The organism is Streptomyces sp. SLBN-31 (assembly GCF_006715395.1).
Lineage (GTDB): Bacteria > Actinomycetota > Actinomycetes > Streptomycetales > Streptomycetaceae > Streptomyces.
Genome location: NZ_VFNC01000001.1, coordinates 1,047,380 through 1,065,149, shown reverse-complemented (window position 1 = coordinate 1,065,149; position 17,770 = coordinate 1,047,380). Strand labels below are relative to the sequence as shown.

The window sequence follows — 17,770 nt, the reverse complement described above, 5'->3', positions numbered from 1 at the left end:
ACGTAGGTCACGGCATGGCGTACGAGCCTTGTTGGAGATCCTGCACTGTGCTGGAATGCCACGGACCGCCGCAGGATCGAGCCGGCGCACAGGGGGCGCTACGAGCGCCGGGTGGCGGCGAGAAGGGGGAGCCAGCGCCGGTCACTCACGACCACCAGGGGGCGCGTTCAGGGCGCCCTCGAAAACGCCGACACCGTGTCTTTCCGTTCACGCGGAGGGGCGCCTGGTCCAGAGGTTGCGACGCTAGTGCAGGGACGTTTCAAGAGGGATGGCAGTGCTTCGGCGGAGCCGGAGCCGCACGGCGGGACTGGCCCCAATGCCGGCAGTCCCTCCCCCCAGCACGCCCAGAACCCGGGCCCGGCAGCGTCCGGCGACGGCGGTGAGCGCTCCGGGCGCCCCGGCGCGTCGGCACCCGCCGGGTCGCCGAGCCCCGCGGCTCCGCCCATCAAGCCGGTCCAGGGCCCGAGCGGCCCGGGGTCGCGAATAGCGCTGCGCAACTGGCGTATCTCCACGCGCCTTGTCTCGCTGCTCGCCCTCCCCGTGGTCGCGGCCACCTCGCTGGGCGCCCTGCGCATCAGCGACAACATGGACGACATCCAGCAGCTCGACAACATGCGGCTGCTGACGGAGATGACCAAGCAGGCCACCGAGCTCGCCGCCGCGCTGCAGGACGAGCGCGACCAGTCCGCCGGTCCGCTGGCGCACGGCTCGAAGGTCAGCGACTACACGGTCAAGGGCTACCGGGACAAGACGGACCGGGCCAAGCAGAACTTCATCGACGCCGCCGAGGAGATCGACACCTCCAACAAGGACGGCTCGCTCCTCGGTGTGCGCGAGAGCCTCGTCGGCGTCGTCGGCGACCTCGAGACGCTGTCGAAGGTCCGCTCCACCGCGTACGAGGCCAAGCTCAACTCCTCGCAGACGGTCGAGGCCTACCACCGCCTGATCACGCACCTGCTGGACCTCTCCCAGGACATGGCGGAGGCCACCAGCAACCCCGAGATGATCCAGCGCACGCGCTCCCTGGCCGCCTTCTCCTCGGCCAAGGAGTACGCGTCCATGCAGCGCGCCGTCCTCGCGGCGGCCCTGCCCGCGAACAACACCACGGTCGGCCAGCTCTCCGAGAACGACCGGCTCTACGCCCAGTCCGCTCTGGAGAGCCAGAAGTCCGAGCTGCGCAGCTTCCGGAGCATCTACGGCACGGACAAGGCGACCTCTCTCCTCAAGCCCGTCGAGGAGAACAACGCCACCATCAAGGCGTCCGACACCTACGCCAGCCGTGCGCTCGCCGCCCAGAACGGTTTGGACGACCTGCAGAAGCGGTCGTACCAGGACTGGGTGGACGACAGCTCGACCAAGATCGAGCAGATGAAGAAGATCGAGCACTCGCTGCTCGAGGACATGGAGCAGAAGGCCCGCGAGCTGCGCAACTCCTCCGAGCAGGAAGCGATCATCTCCGGTGCGCTGATCCTGCTCGTGCTCGGTGTCTCGCTCGTCGGCGCCTTCGTCATCGCCCGCTCCATGATCCGCTCGCTGCGCCGCCTGCAGGAGACCGCAAACAAGGTCGCCCAGGACCGCCTGCCCGAGCTGGTCGCCCAGCTGTCGGAGTCGGACCCGCAGGACGTCGACACCTCCGTCGAGTCCGTCGGTGTGCACTCCCGGGACGAGATCGGCCAGGTGGCCGCGGCCTTCGACGACGTGCACCGCGAGGCGGTCCGCCTCGCCGCCGAGCAGGCCCTGCTGCGGGGCAACGTCAACGCGATGTTCACCAACCTCTCGCGCCGCTCCCAGGGCCTCATCCAGCGTCAGCTCTCGCTCATCTCCGAACTGGAGTCCCGCGAGGCCGACCCGGACCAGCTGTCCTCGCTGTTCAAGCTCGACCACCTCGCGACGCGTATGCGCCGTAACGGTGAGAACCTCCTCGTCCTCGCGGGTGAGGAGCCCGGCCGCCGCTGGACCCGCCCGGTCCCGCTGGTCGACGTGCTCCGCGCCGCCGCGTCCGAGGTGGAGCAGTACGAGCGCATCGAGCTGGCCGCCGTGCCGACGACCGAGGTCGCCGGCCGCGTGGTCAACGACCTCGTGCACCTGCTCGCCGAGCTGCTCGAGAACGCGACCTCCTTCTCCTCGCCGCAGACCAAGGTCAAGGTCACCGGTCACGCGCTGCCCGACGGCCGCGTCCTGATCGAGATCCACGACACCGGTATCGGCCTCTCCCCCGAGGACCTCGCGGCGATCAACGAGCGGCTCGCCTCGCCGCCCACCGTGGACGTCTCCGTCTCCCGCCGCATGGGTCTGTTCGTGGTCGGCCGGCTGTCCCAGCGGCACGGCATCCGCATCCAGCTGCGCCCGTCCGACTCCGGTGGTACGACCGCGCTGGTCATGCTGCCCGTCGATGTCGCGCAGGGCGGCAAGAAGCCACAGGGCAAGCCCGGTCAGGGTGCCGGTGCCGCCGGCGGTCCGGCCGCCGCGCAGGCCGCCGCCGGTGCGGCTGCGGCCCGCCGTCAGGCGACCGGTGCGGGCGCCCAGGGCGGTCCCGCCCTCGGTGGCGCTCCGGGTGCCGGTGCGCTGGGTGCCGGCGCGACGGGTGGCGGTCGGCTCGGGGCCGGTCAGGGGCCGCGGGCCGCGCTGCCGGGCACCGGCCAGGGCGGCAACGGCCGCCCCGGTGGGCCGGGTGGCGCGCGCGGACCGCAGGCTCCGAACGCTCCGCAGCAGGGCCGGCCGGCCCCCGCGGGCGCCGGTGCCGCGTTCGGTCAGGTGCCGAGTGCGCCGCAGGGCATGCAGGCCACGGGCCAGGACAGCTTCGGCGGCGCTCGTGGCGCCGTACCGCCGCAGTCCCAGCCCCAGGCTCCCGCCGAGAACGAGGGTCGCGGCCGCCGTGGCCGTCGGCCGCAGCTGCCGGGCCGTGGCGGTCCGCGCGCCGAGCTGCCCGGTGGCGACGCGCAGCCGCGCACGCCGAGCTGGAGCGACGAGAACGCCCAGCCGCCGGTGCCGCGTGCTTCGCTGGACACCCCGCGCGGCCACGACGAGACCTCGCGGATGCCGCGCTTCGACGACCACCAGGGTCCGGGCGCCACGACGGAGATGCCGGCCATCGGGCGCGGCGACGACCGTCAGGGCCTCGGTCCGGCCGCCGACTTCGAGCGGCCCGCCTTCGGCAACGACCCGCAGAACACGGGCCAGTTCGCCCGTCCCGGCATGGACTCGCCGTACAACACCGGTGACTTCGGCCGCCCGGGCATGGACTCGCCGCAGAACACCGGCCAGTACGCCCGTCCCGGTGCGAACGGTTCGCAGAACTCCGGCGAGTACCCGCGTCAGGACTACGGCGTTCCGCAGAACGGCGCCGCGCAGGGCCAGGGCTCGTTCGTCCGGCCCGACGTCTTCGGCAGCTCGAACGGCCAGGTCGGCAACCCGCAGAACACCGGCCAGTACGCGAGCCCGTCGTCGTTCGACGCCGGCTCCACCGGTCAGTTCGCGGTGCCGGGCTACGACGGTTCCTCGACCGGGCAGCACTCCCTGCCGGGGCGTCAGAACCCGTCCGGCAACGGGCAGTTCGAGCGTCCGCAGAACGGCGGCGCCGACTTCGGCGCCCCGCGTCAGCCCGTCCCGCCGCGTCCGCAGCGGCCCGTCCGGCAGGAGCCCGAGGCCCTGCCGCCGGCGACCGGTCCGGGCGACGGCCGTACTCCGCTGTACGACACGCTGGAGACCAACTGGTTCCACGGCGGTCCGGGCGGCGAGGGCCGGCCGGACGACGGCAACGGTTCCGCTCCCACCCAGCAGCAGCCGCAGGCGGCTGCACCTCAGCGTCCCGCGACCTCTTCCTGGCGCACCTCTCCGAACGACGACCTCGTCCGGCAGGCGGAGCGCGTACGGCAGCCGGCCGCGGGCGGCGTCACCACCTCCGGCCTGCCGCGCCGGGTGCCCCGGGCGAACCTCGTCCCGGGCACGGCTCAGCAGCAACAGCACCAAGCGGGTCCGCAGGTCTCGCGTGCGCCTGACGACGTACGCGGCCGGCTGACCAATCTCCGTCGGGGCATCGCACAGGGTCGACAGGCCGGTACGGGTACCGGCCAGACCGGCAGTTTCCCCAGCCCCACTCACCAGCAGGAGCGATAGTTGAGCCAGATGAGCCAGGCGGCACAGAACCTCAACTGGTTGATCACCAACTTCGTGGACAACACCCCAGGGGTGTCCCACACCGTCGTCGTATCCGCCGACGGACTCCTTCTGGCGATGTCCGAAGGCTTCCCGCGTGACCGCGCCGACCAGCTCGCGGCCGTCGCGTCCGGACTCACCTCGCTGACGGCCGGGGCCTCCCGGATCTTCGAGGGCGGCACCGTGGCGCAGACGGTCGTCGAGATGGAGCGGGGTTTCCTGTTCCTGATGTCCGTCTCGGACGGCTCGTCCCTCGCCGTGCTCGCGCACCCGGAGTGCGACATCGGCCTGGTCGGCTACGAGATGGCGCTGCTGGTCGACCGCGCGGGCGCGGTCCTCACGCCCGACCTGCGCGCCGAACTCCAAGGCAGTCTGCTCCACTGACCCTCACCGGCACCACCTGTCTCACCAAACCACCGTCCGGCCGCCACAATCCCCCCACCGGCCCCGTCAGACGGCTTGCCCGACCGACTTGCTGTCCCGCCCGGAGGATTCATGACCCCGCCCACCGCCTCTCATGATCCGTACGCGGAGCCGTACGAGGATGAGGGCGACCAGCCGCTGGTACGTCCTTACGCGATGACCGGTGGCCGGACCCGGCCGCGCTATCAGCTCGCCATAGAGGCACTGATCAGCACCACGGCCGACCCGGCAGCACTCATGGGGCTGCTCCCGGAGCACCAGCGCATCTGCCACCTGTGCCGTGAGGTCAAGTCGGTGGCCGAGGTGTCGGCACTCCTCGCCATGCCGCTGGGTGTGGCCCGGATTCTCGTCGCGGACCTGGCCGAGGCCGGGCTCGTCGCCATCCACCAGCCGGGTGGCGACGAGACGACCGGTGCACCGGACGTGACCCTGCTCGAAAGGGTGCTCAGTGGACTTCGCAAGCTCTGACGGAGGTAGGGCGACCACCTCCGCGAAGATCGTCGTGGCGGGAGGGTTCGGCGTCGGCAAGACCACGTTCGTGGGTGCCGTCTCCGAGATCAACCCGCTGCGCACCGAGGCCGTCATGACGTCCGCGTCCGCGGGCATCGACGACCTCACGCACACCGGGGACAAGACCACCACCACGGTGGCCATGGACTTCGGACGTATCACGCTCGACCAGGACCTGATCCTGTATCTGTTCGGCACGCCCGGCCAGGACCGCTTCTGGTTCATGTGGGACGACCTGGTCCGTGGCGCGATCGGCGCGGTGGTGCTCGTGGACACCCGGCGCCTGGCCGACTGCTTCCCGGCGGTCGACTACTTCGAGAACAGCGGTCTGCCCTTCGTGGTCGCCCTCAACGGCTTCGACGGGCACCAGCCGTACGCCCCCGAGGAGGTTCGGGAAGCGCTGCAGATCGGCCCGGACACGCCGATCATCACGACGGACGCCCGCCACCGCGCGGATGCCAAGAGTGCGCTGATCACGCTGGTCGAGCACGCGCTCATGGCACGGCTGCGATAGCACTCAAATCAGCCATGTCGTACGGCAGTTGTCGTAGACGCATCGGAGCCGGCTGTGGCCTTTGACACGGTCGGCCCCGGTGTTCATAACGTTTCGGCAGAGGAATCGGGTGGTACGGCCACGGGTCGTTGCCAACTGATGTCGCTGCGCACACGAAAGCCCCGTCTTTTGACGGGGCTCGCTCTTTATGACCGTTTTATCTGGGGCTTACATCACACGCAATCAGCGCTTTCCACTGTTTGGAAGAGCGCAGGCCGTCGTGCTGGAATGCCTGAACTGCCTATTAGTCAAAGACGTACTCCGTAGTACTGCGTACTCAATGACGTACTGGGCTCTGAGACACTGCGGCACGACGTTGGTGCCCGCCGCCGAGAGGTTGTTGGTCGAGTGAGGCGAAGCAAGAACGGTCCCGAGCCGTCGGCCCGGGGCAACTTCACCCCGCCGCCGCGCGGAGCGGCGTCCGCCCCTGTGCCCGTATCCGAGCCCACGGCCGCGCCCGCTCCGAGCGGCGGCCGTTTCTCCCCTCGCAACTGGCGGGTGCCCACCCGGCTGAACGCGATCCTGCTCATACCCGTGGCCGTCGGCCTGGTCATGGGCGGCTTCCAGGTGAAGAACTCGATCGACACCTGGCAGGACGCGCAGGACGCGGAGAACACCGCCCGTCTGGTGGCGGCCGCCCTCACCTACAGCAACGCGATCCTCGTCGAGCGTGACACCACCGCCGCGCCGCTGCTGAAGGGCAAGAGCCAGACCGCGGCCGACAAGGCCCTGGTCGCCAAGCTCCGCAAGCAGACCGACCAGGCCGCCGACGAATTCGACGCCGCAGCCCGCAACATGCCGGACCGGCCCAACCTGGTCCGCCGCCTGGAGCGCTTCCGCAAGGTCGAGCCGGAGCTGGCGACGATCCGGGCGAAGGCCTACACCTCCAAGTTCAAGGGGGTGCAGACCGAAGAGACCTACGTCGACATCGAGCACCCGCTGCTGGAGTTCTCCAACGAGCTCGGCCTCGGCACCGGCAACATCACCAGTTACGGCCGCTCGGTCTACGCCATCGCCCTCGCCAAGGGCGCGCTCTCCCTCGACCGCGCCATCGGCATGCACCTGCTGGTCAACCCCGGTCCCAAGGACACCGACCTGGCGCGCCAGCGCACCGCCCTGACCTCGTACGCCTACCTGGAGGGCATCGCCCTGCAGGAGTACCAGGCCGGCGGCACCGACGAGGACCTCGCCAAGCTCAAGACGGCCGAGAACCAGATCAAGGTCGACGGCGCGACGATGGTCAAGCAGGCCGCCGCGCAGGCGGCCGCCCAGAACCAGAAGTACGTGCCGCCGCCGGCCAAGCCCACCGACATGATCGCCGGGATGTCCCAGCTGCAGACGACGGCTCCGGCCGCCCGTGAGGCGCTGGCCGCGGAGGGCATCAGCGCGCAGAACTGGTGGGGTCTGACGACCCTCAAGTTCGACGCGTACCGCAAGCTGGAGAAGGACAAGGCCGACACCGCGGTGAGCGAGGCGTCGACCATCGCCGACAACGCCAAGCGGGACGCGCTGATCACCGGCGCCATCGTCATCGTCGCCCTGCTGCTCGCGTTCATCCTGGCCGGTGCCGTCGCCCGGCAGATGTCCCGCTCGATGCGCCAGCTGCGCAACGCCGCCTTCGGCATCGCCGAGCAGCGCCTGCCGATGCTGGTCGACCAGCTCTCCCGCACCGACCCCGGCCGGGTCGACACCCGGGTCGCCCCGATCCCGATCCACACCAAGGACGAGATCGGTGAGGTCGCCCGCGCCTTCGACCAGGTCCACCGCGAGGCCGTCCGGCTCGCCTCCGAGCAGGCCCTGCTGCGGGGCAACATCAACGCGATCTTCACCAACCTCTCCCGGCGCAACCAGTCGCTGATCGAGGGCCAGCTGACCCTGATCACCGACCTGGAGAACAACGAGGCCGACCCGGACCAGCTGGAGAACCTCTTCCGCCTGGACCACCTCGCGACCCGTATGCGCCGCAACGGCGAGAACCTCCTGGTCCTCGCCGGCGAGGAGCCCGGCCGCCGCTGGGACCAGCCGGTCCCGCTGGTCGACGTGCTGCGCGCCGCCTCCTCCGAGGTGGAGCAGTACGAGCGCATCGAGTTGTCGGGCGTCCCGGAGGCCGAGATCCATGGCCGTGCCGTGACCGACCTCGTCCACCTGCTCGCCGAGCTGCTGGAGAACGCCACCACGTTCTCCTCCCCGCAGACCAAGGTCCGCGTCACCGCGACCCGTCTCCCCGACGGCCGCATCATGATCGAGATCCACGACAAGGGCATCGGCCTGACCGCCGAGGACTTCGCGGACATCAACCACAAGCTGGCCAACCCGCCGACCGTGGACGCCGCGATCTCGCAGCGCATGGGCCTGTTCGTGGTCGGCCGCCTGTCCGACCGGCACGGCATCCGCGTCCAGCTGCGTCCCTCCGGCGAGCAGGCGGGCACCACCTCGCTGGTCATGCTGCCGGACGCGATCACCCACGGTGGTGGTGGCGAGCAGCAGATGCAGCGCGACGAGTTCACCGTCTCGCAGATCATCCCGGAGCAGAGCTTCCAGGGTGAGGACTTCAGCCAGCCGATGCGCACGGCGGCGGAGCTCGGCTTCGACGACACCCGCTACTCCGAGGTCCCGGACGACATCCGCGAGCTCGACCCGGTCGGCCGCTCGCTGATGCGCGAGGAGCGCCGCGCGGCCATGGAGGCCCAGCAGTCGCCGGACCAGCAGGGGCAGGAGGCGGCCGCCGAGACCTCGTCGTACGCGGACGCCTTCGACGCGCAGCCGGCCTACGACAACGGCTTCCCCGAGCAGCAGACGGGTTCCTTCGACCCCCGCCCGGCGTACGAGGAGCAGCAGCAGAACCCGTACGAGGAGCAGGCCGCTCCGGCATACGAGGAGACCGCCCAGCAGCCGTCGTACCAGGACCCGTACTTCGCGCAGAACGGCTCCCTGCCGCAGAACGACACCTTCTCGTCGAACGGCGGCTACCCCGAGCCCGGCTATGCGGAGCCGGCGCAGGAGGAGCCCTCGGTCGCCCACGCCGCCGCCCCGGAGACCTACTCGGCCTTCGAGCAGCGCCGCTACCAGGACGACTGGCCGCAGCAGGACGGCTACCAGAACGGCTACCCGGACCAGTACGCTCCGGAAGCGGAACCTGCACAGGCCGCTGACGTGAGTGAGCGCGACCGCGTAGGCTTCGAGCGTCCGGGACCGGCTCCTTCCGCCGCCCACCAGCTGACCGACGCCGGGCTGCCCCGCCGCGGATCCTTCGCGAGCGGTACGAACGGCTCGAACGGCACGCGGCACGCGCACCAGGAGACGTCGGCTCCGGCATCGGCTCCGGCTTCGGACGGCAACGGCTCCGGCGACTGGCGCTCGGCGAACGACCAGCGCTGGCAGCAGGCTTCGCAGCTGAAGAAGCCCAAGGCAGGCGGGGTCACCTCCTCCGGCCTGCCGCGGCGGATACCGAAGGCCAACCTGGTCGACGGGGCCGCCGAGCCCACCCCCCAGGGAGGCCCACAGGTCTCCCGAGCCCCGGAGGACGTCCGGGGACGACTGAGCAACCTGCGGCGCGGCGTCCAGCGGGCCCGCACCGCAGGCGGAGAAACGAACGGCCAGGGCTTCGGTCCTGACAGCACCTACAACCAGGAGCGTTAGTGTGAGCCCGATGAGCCAGGCGGCACAGAACCTGAACTGGTTGATCACCAACTTCGTGGACAACACCCCGGGGGTGTCCCACACGGTGGTGGTCTCCGCCGACGGACTCCTTCTGGCGATGTCCGAAGGGTTTCCGCGCGACCGCGCCGACCAGCTGGCGGCCGTCGCCTCCGGTCTGACGTCGTTGACCGCCGGAGCCTCGCGGATCTTCGAGGGTGGCAGCGTGAACCAGACGGTTGTGGAGATGGAGCGGGGATTCCTGTTCATCATGTCCATCTCCGACGGTTCCTCGCTCGCCGTCCTCGCACATCCGGAGGCGGACATCGGCCTCATCGGGTACGAGATGGCGCTTCTGGTGGACCGTGCCGGTACGGTCCTGACACCCGATCTGCGGGCCGAGCTCCAGGGCAGCCTGCTCAACTGACAGACGGACGGTGCGTTTTGGCGTCCCGGGGCCGTAAGGTTTCGGGACGCGGCTCCACAGGGATGGGTGCCCGGCACGGTCGGAGGAGGAGAAGAGAGTGGCAACACCACCAGGCGGTTCGAATACGGGCAACTGGTCGTACGGCCCTGCCCAGGGCCAGGGCGACGGTTCCCAGAACCCGAACCGTTACAACTTCCCCTCCGCACCGAACCAGCGGCGTCACCAGCCGTACGCGCCCCAGGGCCCCCAGGGTCCCGGGCCGTCGCCGTACGACCAGCCGCCCGCTCCCCGCATCCAGCCCGTGCAGCCGCAGCGACGCTCCCCCGAGCCGGCGCCCGCGGGGGCGTCGAACAACCCGTTGGTGCGTCCGTACGCCATGACCGGCGGCCGGACGCGCCCGCGCTACCAGCTCGCCATCGAGGCGCTGGTGCACACCACCGCGCAGCCGCACCAGATGCAGGGCCAGCTGCCCGAGCATCAGCGGATCTGCAACCTCTGCCGGGAAATCAAGTCGGTGGCCGAGATCTCGGCCCTGCTCACGATCCCTCTCGGCGTGGCCAGGATCCTCGTCGCCGACTTGGCGGAGGCAGGACTGGTCGCCATTCATCAGCCCGGCGGCGACGAGAACGCCGGCGGCCAGCCAGACGTGACACTGCTCGAAAGGGTGCTCAGTGGACTTCGCAAGCTCTAGCGGCGGTCCTTCCCGCTCCACCACCTCGGCGAAGATCGTGGTGGCGGGTGGCTTCGGCGTGGGCAAGACCACGTTCGTCGGGGCCGTTTCGGAGATCAACCCGCTGCGCACAGAGGCCGTCATGACGTCCGCTTCGGCAGGCATCGACGACCTCACCCACACCGGAGACAAGACGACCACCACGGTCGCCATGGACTTCGGCCGCATCACCCTGGACCAGGACCTGATCCTGTACCTCTTCGGTACGCCGGGCCAGGACCGCTTCTGGTTCATGTGGGACGACCTGGTGCGCGGCGCGATCGGCGCCATCGTGCTGGTCGACACCCGGCGCCTGGCCGACTGCTTCCCGGCGGTCGACTACTTCGAGAACTCGGGTCTGCCGTTCGTGATCGCCCTCAACGGCTTCGACGGCAACCAGCCGTACAACCCCGACGAGGTCCGCGAGGCCCTGCAGATCGGTCCCGACACCCCGATCATCACGACGGACGCGCGGCATCGGGCGGACGCGAAGTCGGCGCTGATCACTCTGGTCGAGCACGCGCTGATGGCTCGCCTGCGGTAGGTGGACGGTTCGTGCGGCCACTGGGCTGCCTCGGACGGTTCGATGCCGTCTGCGGGTGGCCCAGTGGCTTGTTGTGCAGTTCCCCGCGCCCCCGCGCATGACTGAGGGCCCCTCCGGATGGAGGGGCCCTCAGTCATGCGTACCGAACTGCGCTCAGCGCCAGCTGTGCGGGGCGCGGAAGCCGTTCTCGCGCTCCAGGCGGCGCCAGCCGGCCTTCGGGCGACCGCGGTGGGCCGGCTCGGCGGCGGGCTGGGCGGCCGCGCGGGCGAGGAGGACGGCAGTGATGGCGGCCACTTCCTCGGGGTCGGCGTGGCCCTTCTCGACGCGGATGTCAGGGGTGCTCATAGGTCTCAGTCTCCGTGAGAGAGGTTTCCGCGAGGGTGTCGCGGAGGGTCCGCTGGGTTACTGCGGGGGGTTGCCGTGCTTGCGGGAGGGCAGGTCGGCGTGCTTGGTCTGCAGCATGGCGAGGGAGCGGATGAGGATCTCGCGGGTCTCGGTCGGGTCGATGACGTCGTCGACCAGGCCGCGCTCGGCCGCGTAGTAGGGGTGCATCAGCTCGGACTTGTACTCCTTGACCATGCGGGCCCGCATGGCCTCGGGGTCCTCGGCACCGGCGATCTGACGGCGGAAGATGACGTTCGCGGCGCCTTCCGCTCCCATGACGGCGATCTCGTTCGTCGGCCAGGCGTAGGTGAGGTCGGCGCCGATGGACTGGCTGTCCATGACGATGTAGGCACCGCCGTAGGCCTTGCGCAGGATCAGGGAGATCCGCGGGACGGTGGCGTTGCAGTAGGCGTAGAGCAGCTTGGCGCCGTGGCGGATGATTCCGCCGTGCTCCTGGTCGACGCCGGGAAGGAACCCGGGGACGTCCAGGAACGTGACGATCGGGATATTGAAAGCGTCACACATCTGGACAAAGCGCGCAGCTTTTTCCGACGCCTCGATGTCCAGTACACCGGCGAGGACCTGCGGCTGGTTGGCGACGATGCCGACGACCTGGCCGTCGAGGCGGCCCAGGGCGCAGATGATGTTGCGCGCCCAGCGCTCGTGGACCTCCAGGTACTCACCGTCGTCGACGATCTCCTCGATGACCTTGGCCATGTCGTACGGGCGGTTGCCGTCCGCCGGGACCAGGTCGAGCAGGACGTCGCTGCGGCGGTCGACCGCGTCCGCGCTCTCCGCCCGCGGGGGGTTCTCCCGGTTGTTCTGCGGGAGGAGCGACAGGAGGTAGCGGACCTCCGCGATGCAGGTCTCCTCGTCGTCGTAGGCGAAGTGACAGACGCCGGAGGTCTCCGCGTGCACGTCGGCGCCGCCCAGGCCGTTCTGGGTGATCTCCTCACCCGTGACGGCCTTGACGACGTCGGGGCCGGTGATGAACATCTGCGAGGTCTCGCGGACCATGAACACGAAGTCGGTCAGGGCGGGGCTGTAGGCCGCGCCGCCCGCGCACGGGCCGAGCATCACGGAGATCTGCGGGATGACCCCGCTCGCCTTGGTGTTGCGCTGGAAGATGCCGCCGTAGCCGGCCAGCGCCGAGACGCCCTCCTGGATGCGGGCGCCGGCGCCGTCGTTGAGGGAGACCAGCGGGGCACCGGCCGCGATGGCCATGTCCATGATCTTGTGGATCTTCGTGGCGTGGGCCTCGCCCAAAGCGCCGCCGAAGATGCGGAAGTCGTGGGCGTAGACGAAGACGGTGCGGCCCTCGACCGTGCCCCAGCCGGTGATGACACCGTCGGTGTGCGGCTTCTTCGCCTCCAGGCCGAAGCCGGTGGCGCGGTGCCGGCGCAGCTGCTCGACCTCCTGGAAGGAACCGGCGTCCAGCAGCAGCTCGATGCGCTCCCGGGCGGTCAGCTTTCCCTTGGCGTGCTGCGCCTGGGTCGCCTTCTCGCTCGGTCCGGCCAGTGCCTGCGCACGGATCTCGTGCAGCTCGGCCACCCGTCCACGCGCGTCCGTCGGCTCACCCGTCGACTCACCCGGCGCCTCATCCAAAACGGTCATGTAGTGACCTTACGAAGGACACCGGGGAAAGCGAGCCGTCGACTCCGTACAGTCTCCGGCCCGTTTTCCTGGTAGCACTGAACAGAACCTGAGCCACATGCAGCCGTTCCGACTGCTCAGAGGGCGTCCGGCTTGTAGGGGGCTTACAAAGTCGTCAACCGAGAGTCAGCTCACATCGGTGCGTCGCACATGACACGCCCGGGGTAATGCGGAGGGTCGCACGGCGGCCCGTCACCAGCACCCGGACGGAATCGTCGGCCCCGATCACCCCGCGCACCGGATGATCCCAGGTGATCTCCAGCGGTTCGCCCGTTCGGGTGGGCTCGCTCACGCAGAGGGTAGCGGTGCGGCCGCGCCGGCGCAGGAGGACGCTCGCGGACGCGGAGGCGGTCAGGGGCCCCGCCGTGCCGGGCTGCCAGAAGTTGGCGGCCGTCACGCCGAGGGAGGGGACGTGGACGGCCTGGCGGCCGGCGTCGTTGGCGAGGAGGGTCAGCCAGTGCCGGTCGGCGGCGCGGGCCGCGACCGCGTGCCGGGAGGCGCCGGGCATGAGGACGTAGAGGTAGGAGGCGTCCTCCGGGTCGGTGCCGTGGTCGAGCCAGAGGGTCTGCCAGCGGCGGGTGGCCCGCTCGCCGGTACTGGTGGCGTTGATGTCGGACCAGGCGCCGGTGCGGTCCTCGCGCAGCGTGCGCAGGTCGCCGCGTGGGACCACCCAGCCGCCGTGCCCCTCCAGGTGGGCCCAGCCTGGTCCCCGTACGAACTCCTGCGTGCCACCCTCCCCCAGGTTCCGGTTGTCGACGACGGTCTCCACGGGGACGCCGTCGGCGCAGCCGATGCCGGCGCCCAGGCAGATCACCGCGTCCGCCAGACAGAACCACGACTTGCGGGCCCGCAGCGTGGAGCCGAGGCCCTTGAGGTGCTGGCCGACGGCCGCGTACTCGCCGTCGGTGGTGCCGCCCACCCAGCGGACGTCCGGCTTGGGAGCGCCCCACTCGCCGCCGGCGCGGTCGGGCAGGCGGAGCGTGGAGACGGTGGTGCCGGGGAGCCGGTAGGGGTCGACGGTGGGCCAGTACCAGTCGGTGTACTGGTCGGCGGGCCGTCCGGCGGCCCACCAGGAGAGCATGCCGGCGCCGGTGTGCCAGCCGCGCGGGTTCTCGCCGTTGCCGCACTCGTAGTACGTGATGCGGTCGCTGCACATGGAGATGTTCGCGGTGAACGCGGGTCGGCGGTGGACAGCGCGGTCCATGGCCGGGAAGAGGCGGTGCCCCACGGGTTCGGGGGCGGCCGGGACCGGTGAGTCGGCGACGGCGTGCAGCCGGGCCAGGTCGGCCACGTCGAACTGAGGCGCCGTCAGGATCGGTGCCACCGTGTCCCGTTCGATCCACCCCTTGACGTACGACGACCAGCGGGCGCTCTCCGCCGCGCTCGCGCCGCCCGTCAGCAGGGCGATGGCGGCGATGAGGTTCTGGCCGTGGAAGTGGTCGCCGCGCATCACGTGCAGGTCGTCGTTCTTGAGGTAACCACGGCTGATGGCACGGCCGTTGACGCTGTCCATCACCAACCCGTCGTGGATGAGCGGCGCGTAGGCGTGCTCGACGCCGCCGAGGACGATCTGCCGGTTCGGGTCGGTGACCTCCCAGGGGGATCCGGCCAGCAGGCTGAACAGGCGGCCCAGGCCGTCGAGCACGACCTGGCCGTACGTCCCCGAGTAGGCGACCCAGGTGTGCTGGACGAAGGACCCGTCGGCGTAGAGCCCGTCGCCGTGGGTGACGTAGGGGAAGACCGGGGAGAGGGCGTCCCGGGCGAGGGCGATCTTCGTGTCCGCTCGGCCGAGGATGCCGCGCAGGGTGACCGAGCGGCACAGGTCGACGCGGTTGGCGCCGGTGGAGGTGCCGGAGTAGTCGGTCAGCATCGCGTCGGGGACGAAGTGGTCCACGGCCGCGCAGGCCGCCTGCCGCCGGGCGTCGCCGAGCAGGTCGTAGAGGGTGGCGGTGATGTCCATCAGCAGCCGCGGGCTGCCGATCTGCCACTCCCACCAGTTGCCGTAGCGGGTGGTGGAGGGGTTGTAGACGGTGGCGGAGAGGTGGTCGAGGCCGCGCAGGACGTCCGCGAGGAGGGCCGGGTCGCCGGTGGAGCCGGTGCCCTGCTGGACGTAGGCCTGGGTCATGGTCCACAGGCGGCTGTAGCTCTGGGTGATGCCGGCGGGCGGGTCGTAGGGGTAGCCGGGCCACAGGGAGGTGGGGGTGGGGGTCATGGCGGCCCGGAAGGCGCGGGCCAGTTCGCCGGTCCGGGCGAGGCGGGAAGCGTACGGCTCGGCGGTGGGGTCGTAGCCGGTGCCGAGGGCGATGTCGAGCCAGCGCAGGCGGAGGTTCTCGTAGGCGTCCGGGGCGGTGGCGCGGGCGGGGGGCGCGGTCGTGGCGCATAAGGCGGCGGCCAGCAGGACGGCGCGACGGGTGGGTCTCATGAGGTCTCTACGACGGAGGTCATGCCCTGGGCATCTACCACCTTCCGGTCGGCCCGCCAACACTTCACGGATGATGTTGAAAGTTGAACGGAATAGGACTACCGTCGTGCGCGTTGAGTAGTTCAACATTCAACATCCCCTCGAAGGAGCACCTCATGAGCACCGACCTCACCACCCTGACCGGCGACTACACGATCGACGCGGCGCACTCCACGATCGGCTTCACCGTCCGGCACGCCATGGTCACCAACGTCAAGGGCAAGTTCGGCGACTTCAGCGGCTCGCTGCACCTGGACGGCAGCAACCCGTCGGCCTCCACCGCCTCCATCGACGTCAAGATGGAGAGCATCGACACCGGGTCGGCCGACCGTGACGGGCACCTGCGGAGCGCGGACTTCTTCAAGACCGAGGAGTTCCCGACCATGACCTTCCGCTCCACCAAGGCGGAATCCCTGGGCGGCGACGACTACCGCATCACCGGTGACCTCGAGATCCTGGGCACGACCCGGCCGGTCACCATCGACCTGGAGTTCAACGGCGCCGCTAGGGACCCCTTCGGCAACGAGCGCGTCGGCTTCGAGGGCAAGGCGGAGATCAAGCGCTCCGAGTGGGGCCTGACCTGGAACGCCGCGCTGGAGACGGGTGGCGTGCTGGTCTCCGACAAGATCAAGCTGAACTTCGACATCTCGGCGATCCGCAACGCCTGACGCGTCGCCGTACCGTGCGGGGTCTCCCCGCACGCGCACCCGAGAGCGCCCGCCGACCCTGGCCAGGGAGGCGGGCGCTCGGTCCGTTCCGGTCAGGTGCGCAGGGGCGGAGCCTCCCGGCCGAGCCGGGCGACGGCGGCCGCCAGCCGGGCCGCCCGTCCCTTCGGGGTACGGGCCGTGAGCAGCGCGAGGATCACCTGGTAGCGGTCGGTCCGCCCGAGGCCGTCGAAGGCGGCCCTGGCCCGCGGGTCGCCTGCCAGCGCCGCCTCGAGGTCGTCCGGCACCTCGGCCTCCCGCTGGGAGGCGTACGCTGCGGCCCACCGTCCGTCCGCCCGCGCGGCCGCCACCTCGGCGAGCCCCGCCGGCCGCATCCGGCCGGCCTCGGTCAGCTCCGCCACGCGCCGCACGTTGACCATCGACCACAGGCTCCCCGGCCTGCGCGGGGTGATCCTCTGCAGGAAGTACGAGGCGTCGAGCGCCTTGCGCTGCCCGGTGATCCAGCCGTGGCACAGGGCGACGTCGTTCACCTCCGCCCAGTTCACGGAGACGATCCCCGAGCCCTTCTTGGCGACCTTCACCCACAGGCCGGGATGCGGGGCGGGGCGGGCGGCCAGCCAGGCGTCGAGGGCGGCGGCGGAGGCGAAGGCACGGGATTCGGCGTCGTCGCTCGGGGTCATGGCGACACCGTAGGAGCGAAGTAGGTCGGTTTCTGTCCTCCATCGGCCCGGGCCCGCCCCTGGGCGTCCCGCAGTCCGAACAGCGCGCCCCCGCCGCCGGCAGCCCCACCGCGTAGGCCGCCAGGACGCCCAGTCCCGCCCATGGGCCGATCGGGAGGAGGCCAGGTCGCGGGTCGCCTGGACGAAGAGGGCGGCAGGCATGGGGGGCAGCGCTGGAGGCGGTGCTGCCAGGTGTGGGAGTGCAGGAGGTCCGCCAGGAGCGGGACGACGTAGAGCAGGCCCAGGCCCGCGGTGATGTTCCCGCCTTGCCCCTTTCCGGCTCAAGGACGTGACTGCCGAGCGGCCGTTCGACGCGGTGCGGGTCGAGGCCGCCGACGAGGCCCTGCTCGCGCCCGCGATCACCCGGCGGCTGATCGCCGAGTTCGCACGGCTGCGCCCCCGGGCACCGGCCCGGGGGCGCCCTCGACGTCCTCACCCCGCGCGAGACGGACGTGCTGCGGCTGCTCGCGGAGGGCCTGTCCAACCCGGAGCTCGCCGAGCGCCTGCGGGTGGGCGAGGAGACCGTGAAGAAGCACGTCAGCCGCATTCTGTCCAAGCTGGGCGACGGAAGCCTCAGTCCCAACCAGCTGTCGGTTCTCGGGCTTCTGTACCGGCACGGGCCGTCCACGCCCGGTGAGGTCGCGGCGGCCGAGCGGCAGCGGCCGCAGTCGCTGACCCGGGTCTTCGCGGAGCTGGAGGCGGAGGGCCTGATCGTCCGCGAGCCCGGTGCGACGGACCGGCGGCGGTCCGTGCTCTCGCTGACCGAGGACGGGCGCCGGGCCCTGGAACACGACATGGCCGAGCGTGACGCGTGGCTGGCAGTGGCGCTGGAGACGCTGAGCGAGACCGAGCGGGGGGTGCTGGCGCTGGCGGCGGGGGTGATGGAACGGCTGGCGAACGCCGAGGTCCCGCTGCCGGAAGACGGCTGAGG

14 protein-coding genes and 1 pseudogene are annotated in these 17,770 nt (G+C 70.7%); 11 read left to right on the top strand and 4 right to left on the bottom strand.

Features of this window, described 5'->3' with window-relative positions:
- The first annotated feature begins 246 nt into the window (after positions 1 to 246).
- The 8 genes from FBY22_RS05045 (at position 247) to FBY22_RS05010 (ending at position 10,957) form a co-directional block, all read left to right on the top strand.
- On the top strand, positions 247 to 4,116 hold the full coding sequence (locus FBY22_RS05045; protein WP_142142683.1) for a nitrate- and nitrite sensing domain-containing protein: 3,870 nt from the start codon (positions 247 to 249) through the stop codon (positions 4,114 to 4,116).
- 9 nt (positions 4,117 to 4,125) lie between these two features.
- Positions 4,126 to 4,539: a roadblock/LC7 domain-containing protein gene (locus tag FBY22_RS05040; protein ID WP_023546525.1), complete on the top strand. Its 414-nt coding sequence runs from the start codon at positions 4,126 to 4,128 to the stop codon at positions 4,537 to 4,539.
- A 111-nt stretch (positions 4,540 to 4,650) separates the two neighbouring features.
- Complete coding sequence (locus tag FBY22_RS05035; RefSeq protein WP_016432454.1) at positions 4,651 to 5,046, top strand: DUF742 domain-containing protein; 396 nt, start codon at positions 4,651 to 4,653, stop codon at positions 5,044 to 5,046.
- Positions 5,027 to 5,602, top strand: coding sequence for an ATP/GTP-binding protein (locus FBY22_RS05030; protein ID WP_058922977.1), 576 nt, complete (start codon positions 5,027 to 5,029; stop codon positions 5,600 to 5,602). The genes FBY22_RS05035 and FBY22_RS05030 overlap by 20 nt, the downstream gene beginning before the upstream one ends.
- A 387-nt stretch (positions 5,603 to 5,989) precedes the next feature.
- Positions 5,990 to 9,280, top strand: coding sequence for a nitrate- and nitrite sensing domain-containing protein (locus FBY22_RS05025; RefSeq protein WP_174267092.1), 3,291 nt, complete (start codon positions 5,990 to 5,992; stop codon positions 9,278 to 9,280).
- Between the two features lie 10 nt (positions 9,281 to 9,290).
- A complete protein-coding gene (locus tag FBY22_RS05020) occupies positions 9,291 to 9,704 on the top strand; it encodes a roadblock/LC7 domain-containing protein (protein ID WP_004983065.1) in 414 nt (137 codons plus the stop codon).
- A 97-nt stretch (positions 9,705 to 9,801) separates the two neighbouring features.
- A complete protein-coding gene (locus FBY22_RS05015) occupies positions 9,802 to 10,395 on the top strand; it encodes a DUF742 domain-containing protein (RefSeq protein WP_142142681.1) in 594 nt (197 codons plus the stop codon).
- Positions 10,376 to 10,957 (top strand): ATP/GTP-binding protein, encoded by a 582-nt coding sequence (locus FBY22_RS05010; RefSeq protein ID WP_026248371.1) that lies wholly within the window; start codon positions 10,376 to 10,378, stop codon positions 10,955 to 10,957. Before FBY22_RS05015 ends, FBY22_RS05010 begins: the two co-directional genes overlap by 20 nt.
- Positions 10,958 to 11,110: 153 nt before the next feature.
- Here the strand turns inward: FBY22_RS05010 and FBY22_RS05005 are convergent, their stop codons facing one another.
- From FBY22_RS05005 to FBY22_RS04995, 3 genes are all read right to left on the bottom strand, one after another.
- Positions 11,111 to 11,302 carry an acyl-CoA carboxylase subunit epsilon gene (locus FBY22_RS05005; protein WP_142142680.1) on the bottom strand — a complete coding sequence of 64 codons (192 nt, stop codon included), beginning with the start codon at positions 11,300 to 11,302 and terminating at the stop codon, positions 11,111 to 11,113.
- 57 nt (positions 11,303 to 11,359) lie between these two features.
- Positions 11,360 to 12,955, bottom strand: a complete 1,596-nt coding sequence (locus FBY22_RS05000) for an acyl-CoA carboxylase subunit beta (protein WP_142142679.1) — start codon at positions 12,953 to 12,955, stop codon at positions 11,360 to 11,362.
- Positions 12,956 to 13,109: 154 nt separating this feature from the next.
- Positions 13,110 to 15,416 (bottom strand): polysaccharide lyase 8 family protein, encoded by a 2,307-nt coding sequence (locus tag FBY22_RS04995; RefSeq protein WP_142142678.1) that lies wholly within the window; start codon positions 15,414 to 15,416, stop codon positions 13,110 to 13,112.
- A gap of 155 nt (positions 15,417 to 15,571) precedes the next feature.
- On the opposite strand from FBY22_RS04995, the gene FBY22_RS04990 reads away from it, so the two are divergent.
- Positions 15,572 to 16,123 carry a YceI family protein gene (locus FBY22_RS04990; RefSeq protein ID WP_142142677.1) on the top strand — a complete coding sequence of 184 codons (552 nt, stop codon included), beginning with the start codon at positions 15,572 to 15,574 and terminating at the stop codon, positions 16,121 to 16,123.
- Positions 16,124 to 16,215: 92 nt separating this feature from the next.
- On the opposite strand, the gene FBY22_RS04985 is transcribed toward FBY22_RS04990, so the two are convergent.
- A complete protein-coding gene (locus tag FBY22_RS04985; protein ID WP_142142676.1) occupies positions 16,216 to 16,800 on the bottom strand; it encodes a YdeI family protein in 585 nt (194 codons plus the stop codon).
- 313 nt (positions 16,801 to 17,113) lie between these two features.
- On the opposite strand from FBY22_RS04985, the pseudogene FBY22_RS44690 reads away from it, so the two are divergent.
- Both FBY22_RS44690 and FBY22_RS04975 read left to right on the top strand, forming a co-directional pair.
- Positions 17,114 to 17,402 (top strand): annotated as a pseudogene (locus tag FBY22_RS44690) (response regulator transcription factor); the annotation flags it as partial.
- On the top strand, positions 17,385 to 17,768 hold the full coding sequence (locus FBY22_RS04975; protein WP_260844961.1) for a MarR family winged helix-turn-helix transcriptional regulator: 384 nt from the start codon (positions 17,385 to 17,387) through the stop codon (positions 17,766 to 17,768). The pseudogene FBY22_RS44690 and the gene FBY22_RS04975, both read left to right, overlap by 18 nt.
- Positions 17,769 to 17,770 lie beyond the last annotated feature (2 nt).

What these genes read in the sequence shown, in the direction of transcription:
- FBY22_RS04985 (WP_142142676.1), bottom strand. Translation starts at nt 16,800, where the DNA reads ATGACCCCGAGCGACGACGCCGAATCCCGTGCCTTCGCCTCCGCCGCC.
- FBY22_RS05005 (WP_142142680.1), bottom strand. Translation starts at nt 11,302, where the DNA reads ATGAGCACCCCTGACATCCGCGTCGAGAAGGGCCACGCCGACCCCGAG.
- FBY22_RS05000 (WP_142142679.1), bottom strand. Translation starts at nt 12,955, where the DNA reads ATGACCGTTTTGGATGAGGCGCCGGGTGAGTCGACGGGTGAGCCGACG.
- FBY22_RS04995 (WP_142142678.1), bottom strand. Translation starts at nt 15,416, where the DNA reads ATGAGACCCACCCGTCGCGCCGTCCTGCTGGCCGCCGCCTTATGCGCC.
- FBY22_RS05035 (WP_016432454.1), top strand. Translation starts at nt 4,651, where the DNA reads ATGACCCCGCCCACCGCCTCTCATGATCCGTACGCGGAGCCGTACGAG.
- FBY22_RS04990 (WP_142142677.1), top strand. Translation starts at nt 15,572, where the DNA reads ATGAGCACCGACCTCACCACCCTGACCGGCGACTACACGATCGACGCG.
- FBY22_RS05040 (WP_023546525.1), top strand. Translation starts at nt 4,126, where the DNA reads ATGAGCCAGGCGGCACAGAACCTCAACTGGTTGATCACCAACTTCGTG.
- FBY22_RS05020 (WP_004983065.1), top strand. Translation starts at nt 9,291, where the DNA reads ATGAGCCAGGCGGCACAGAACCTGAACTGGTTGATCACCAACTTCGTG.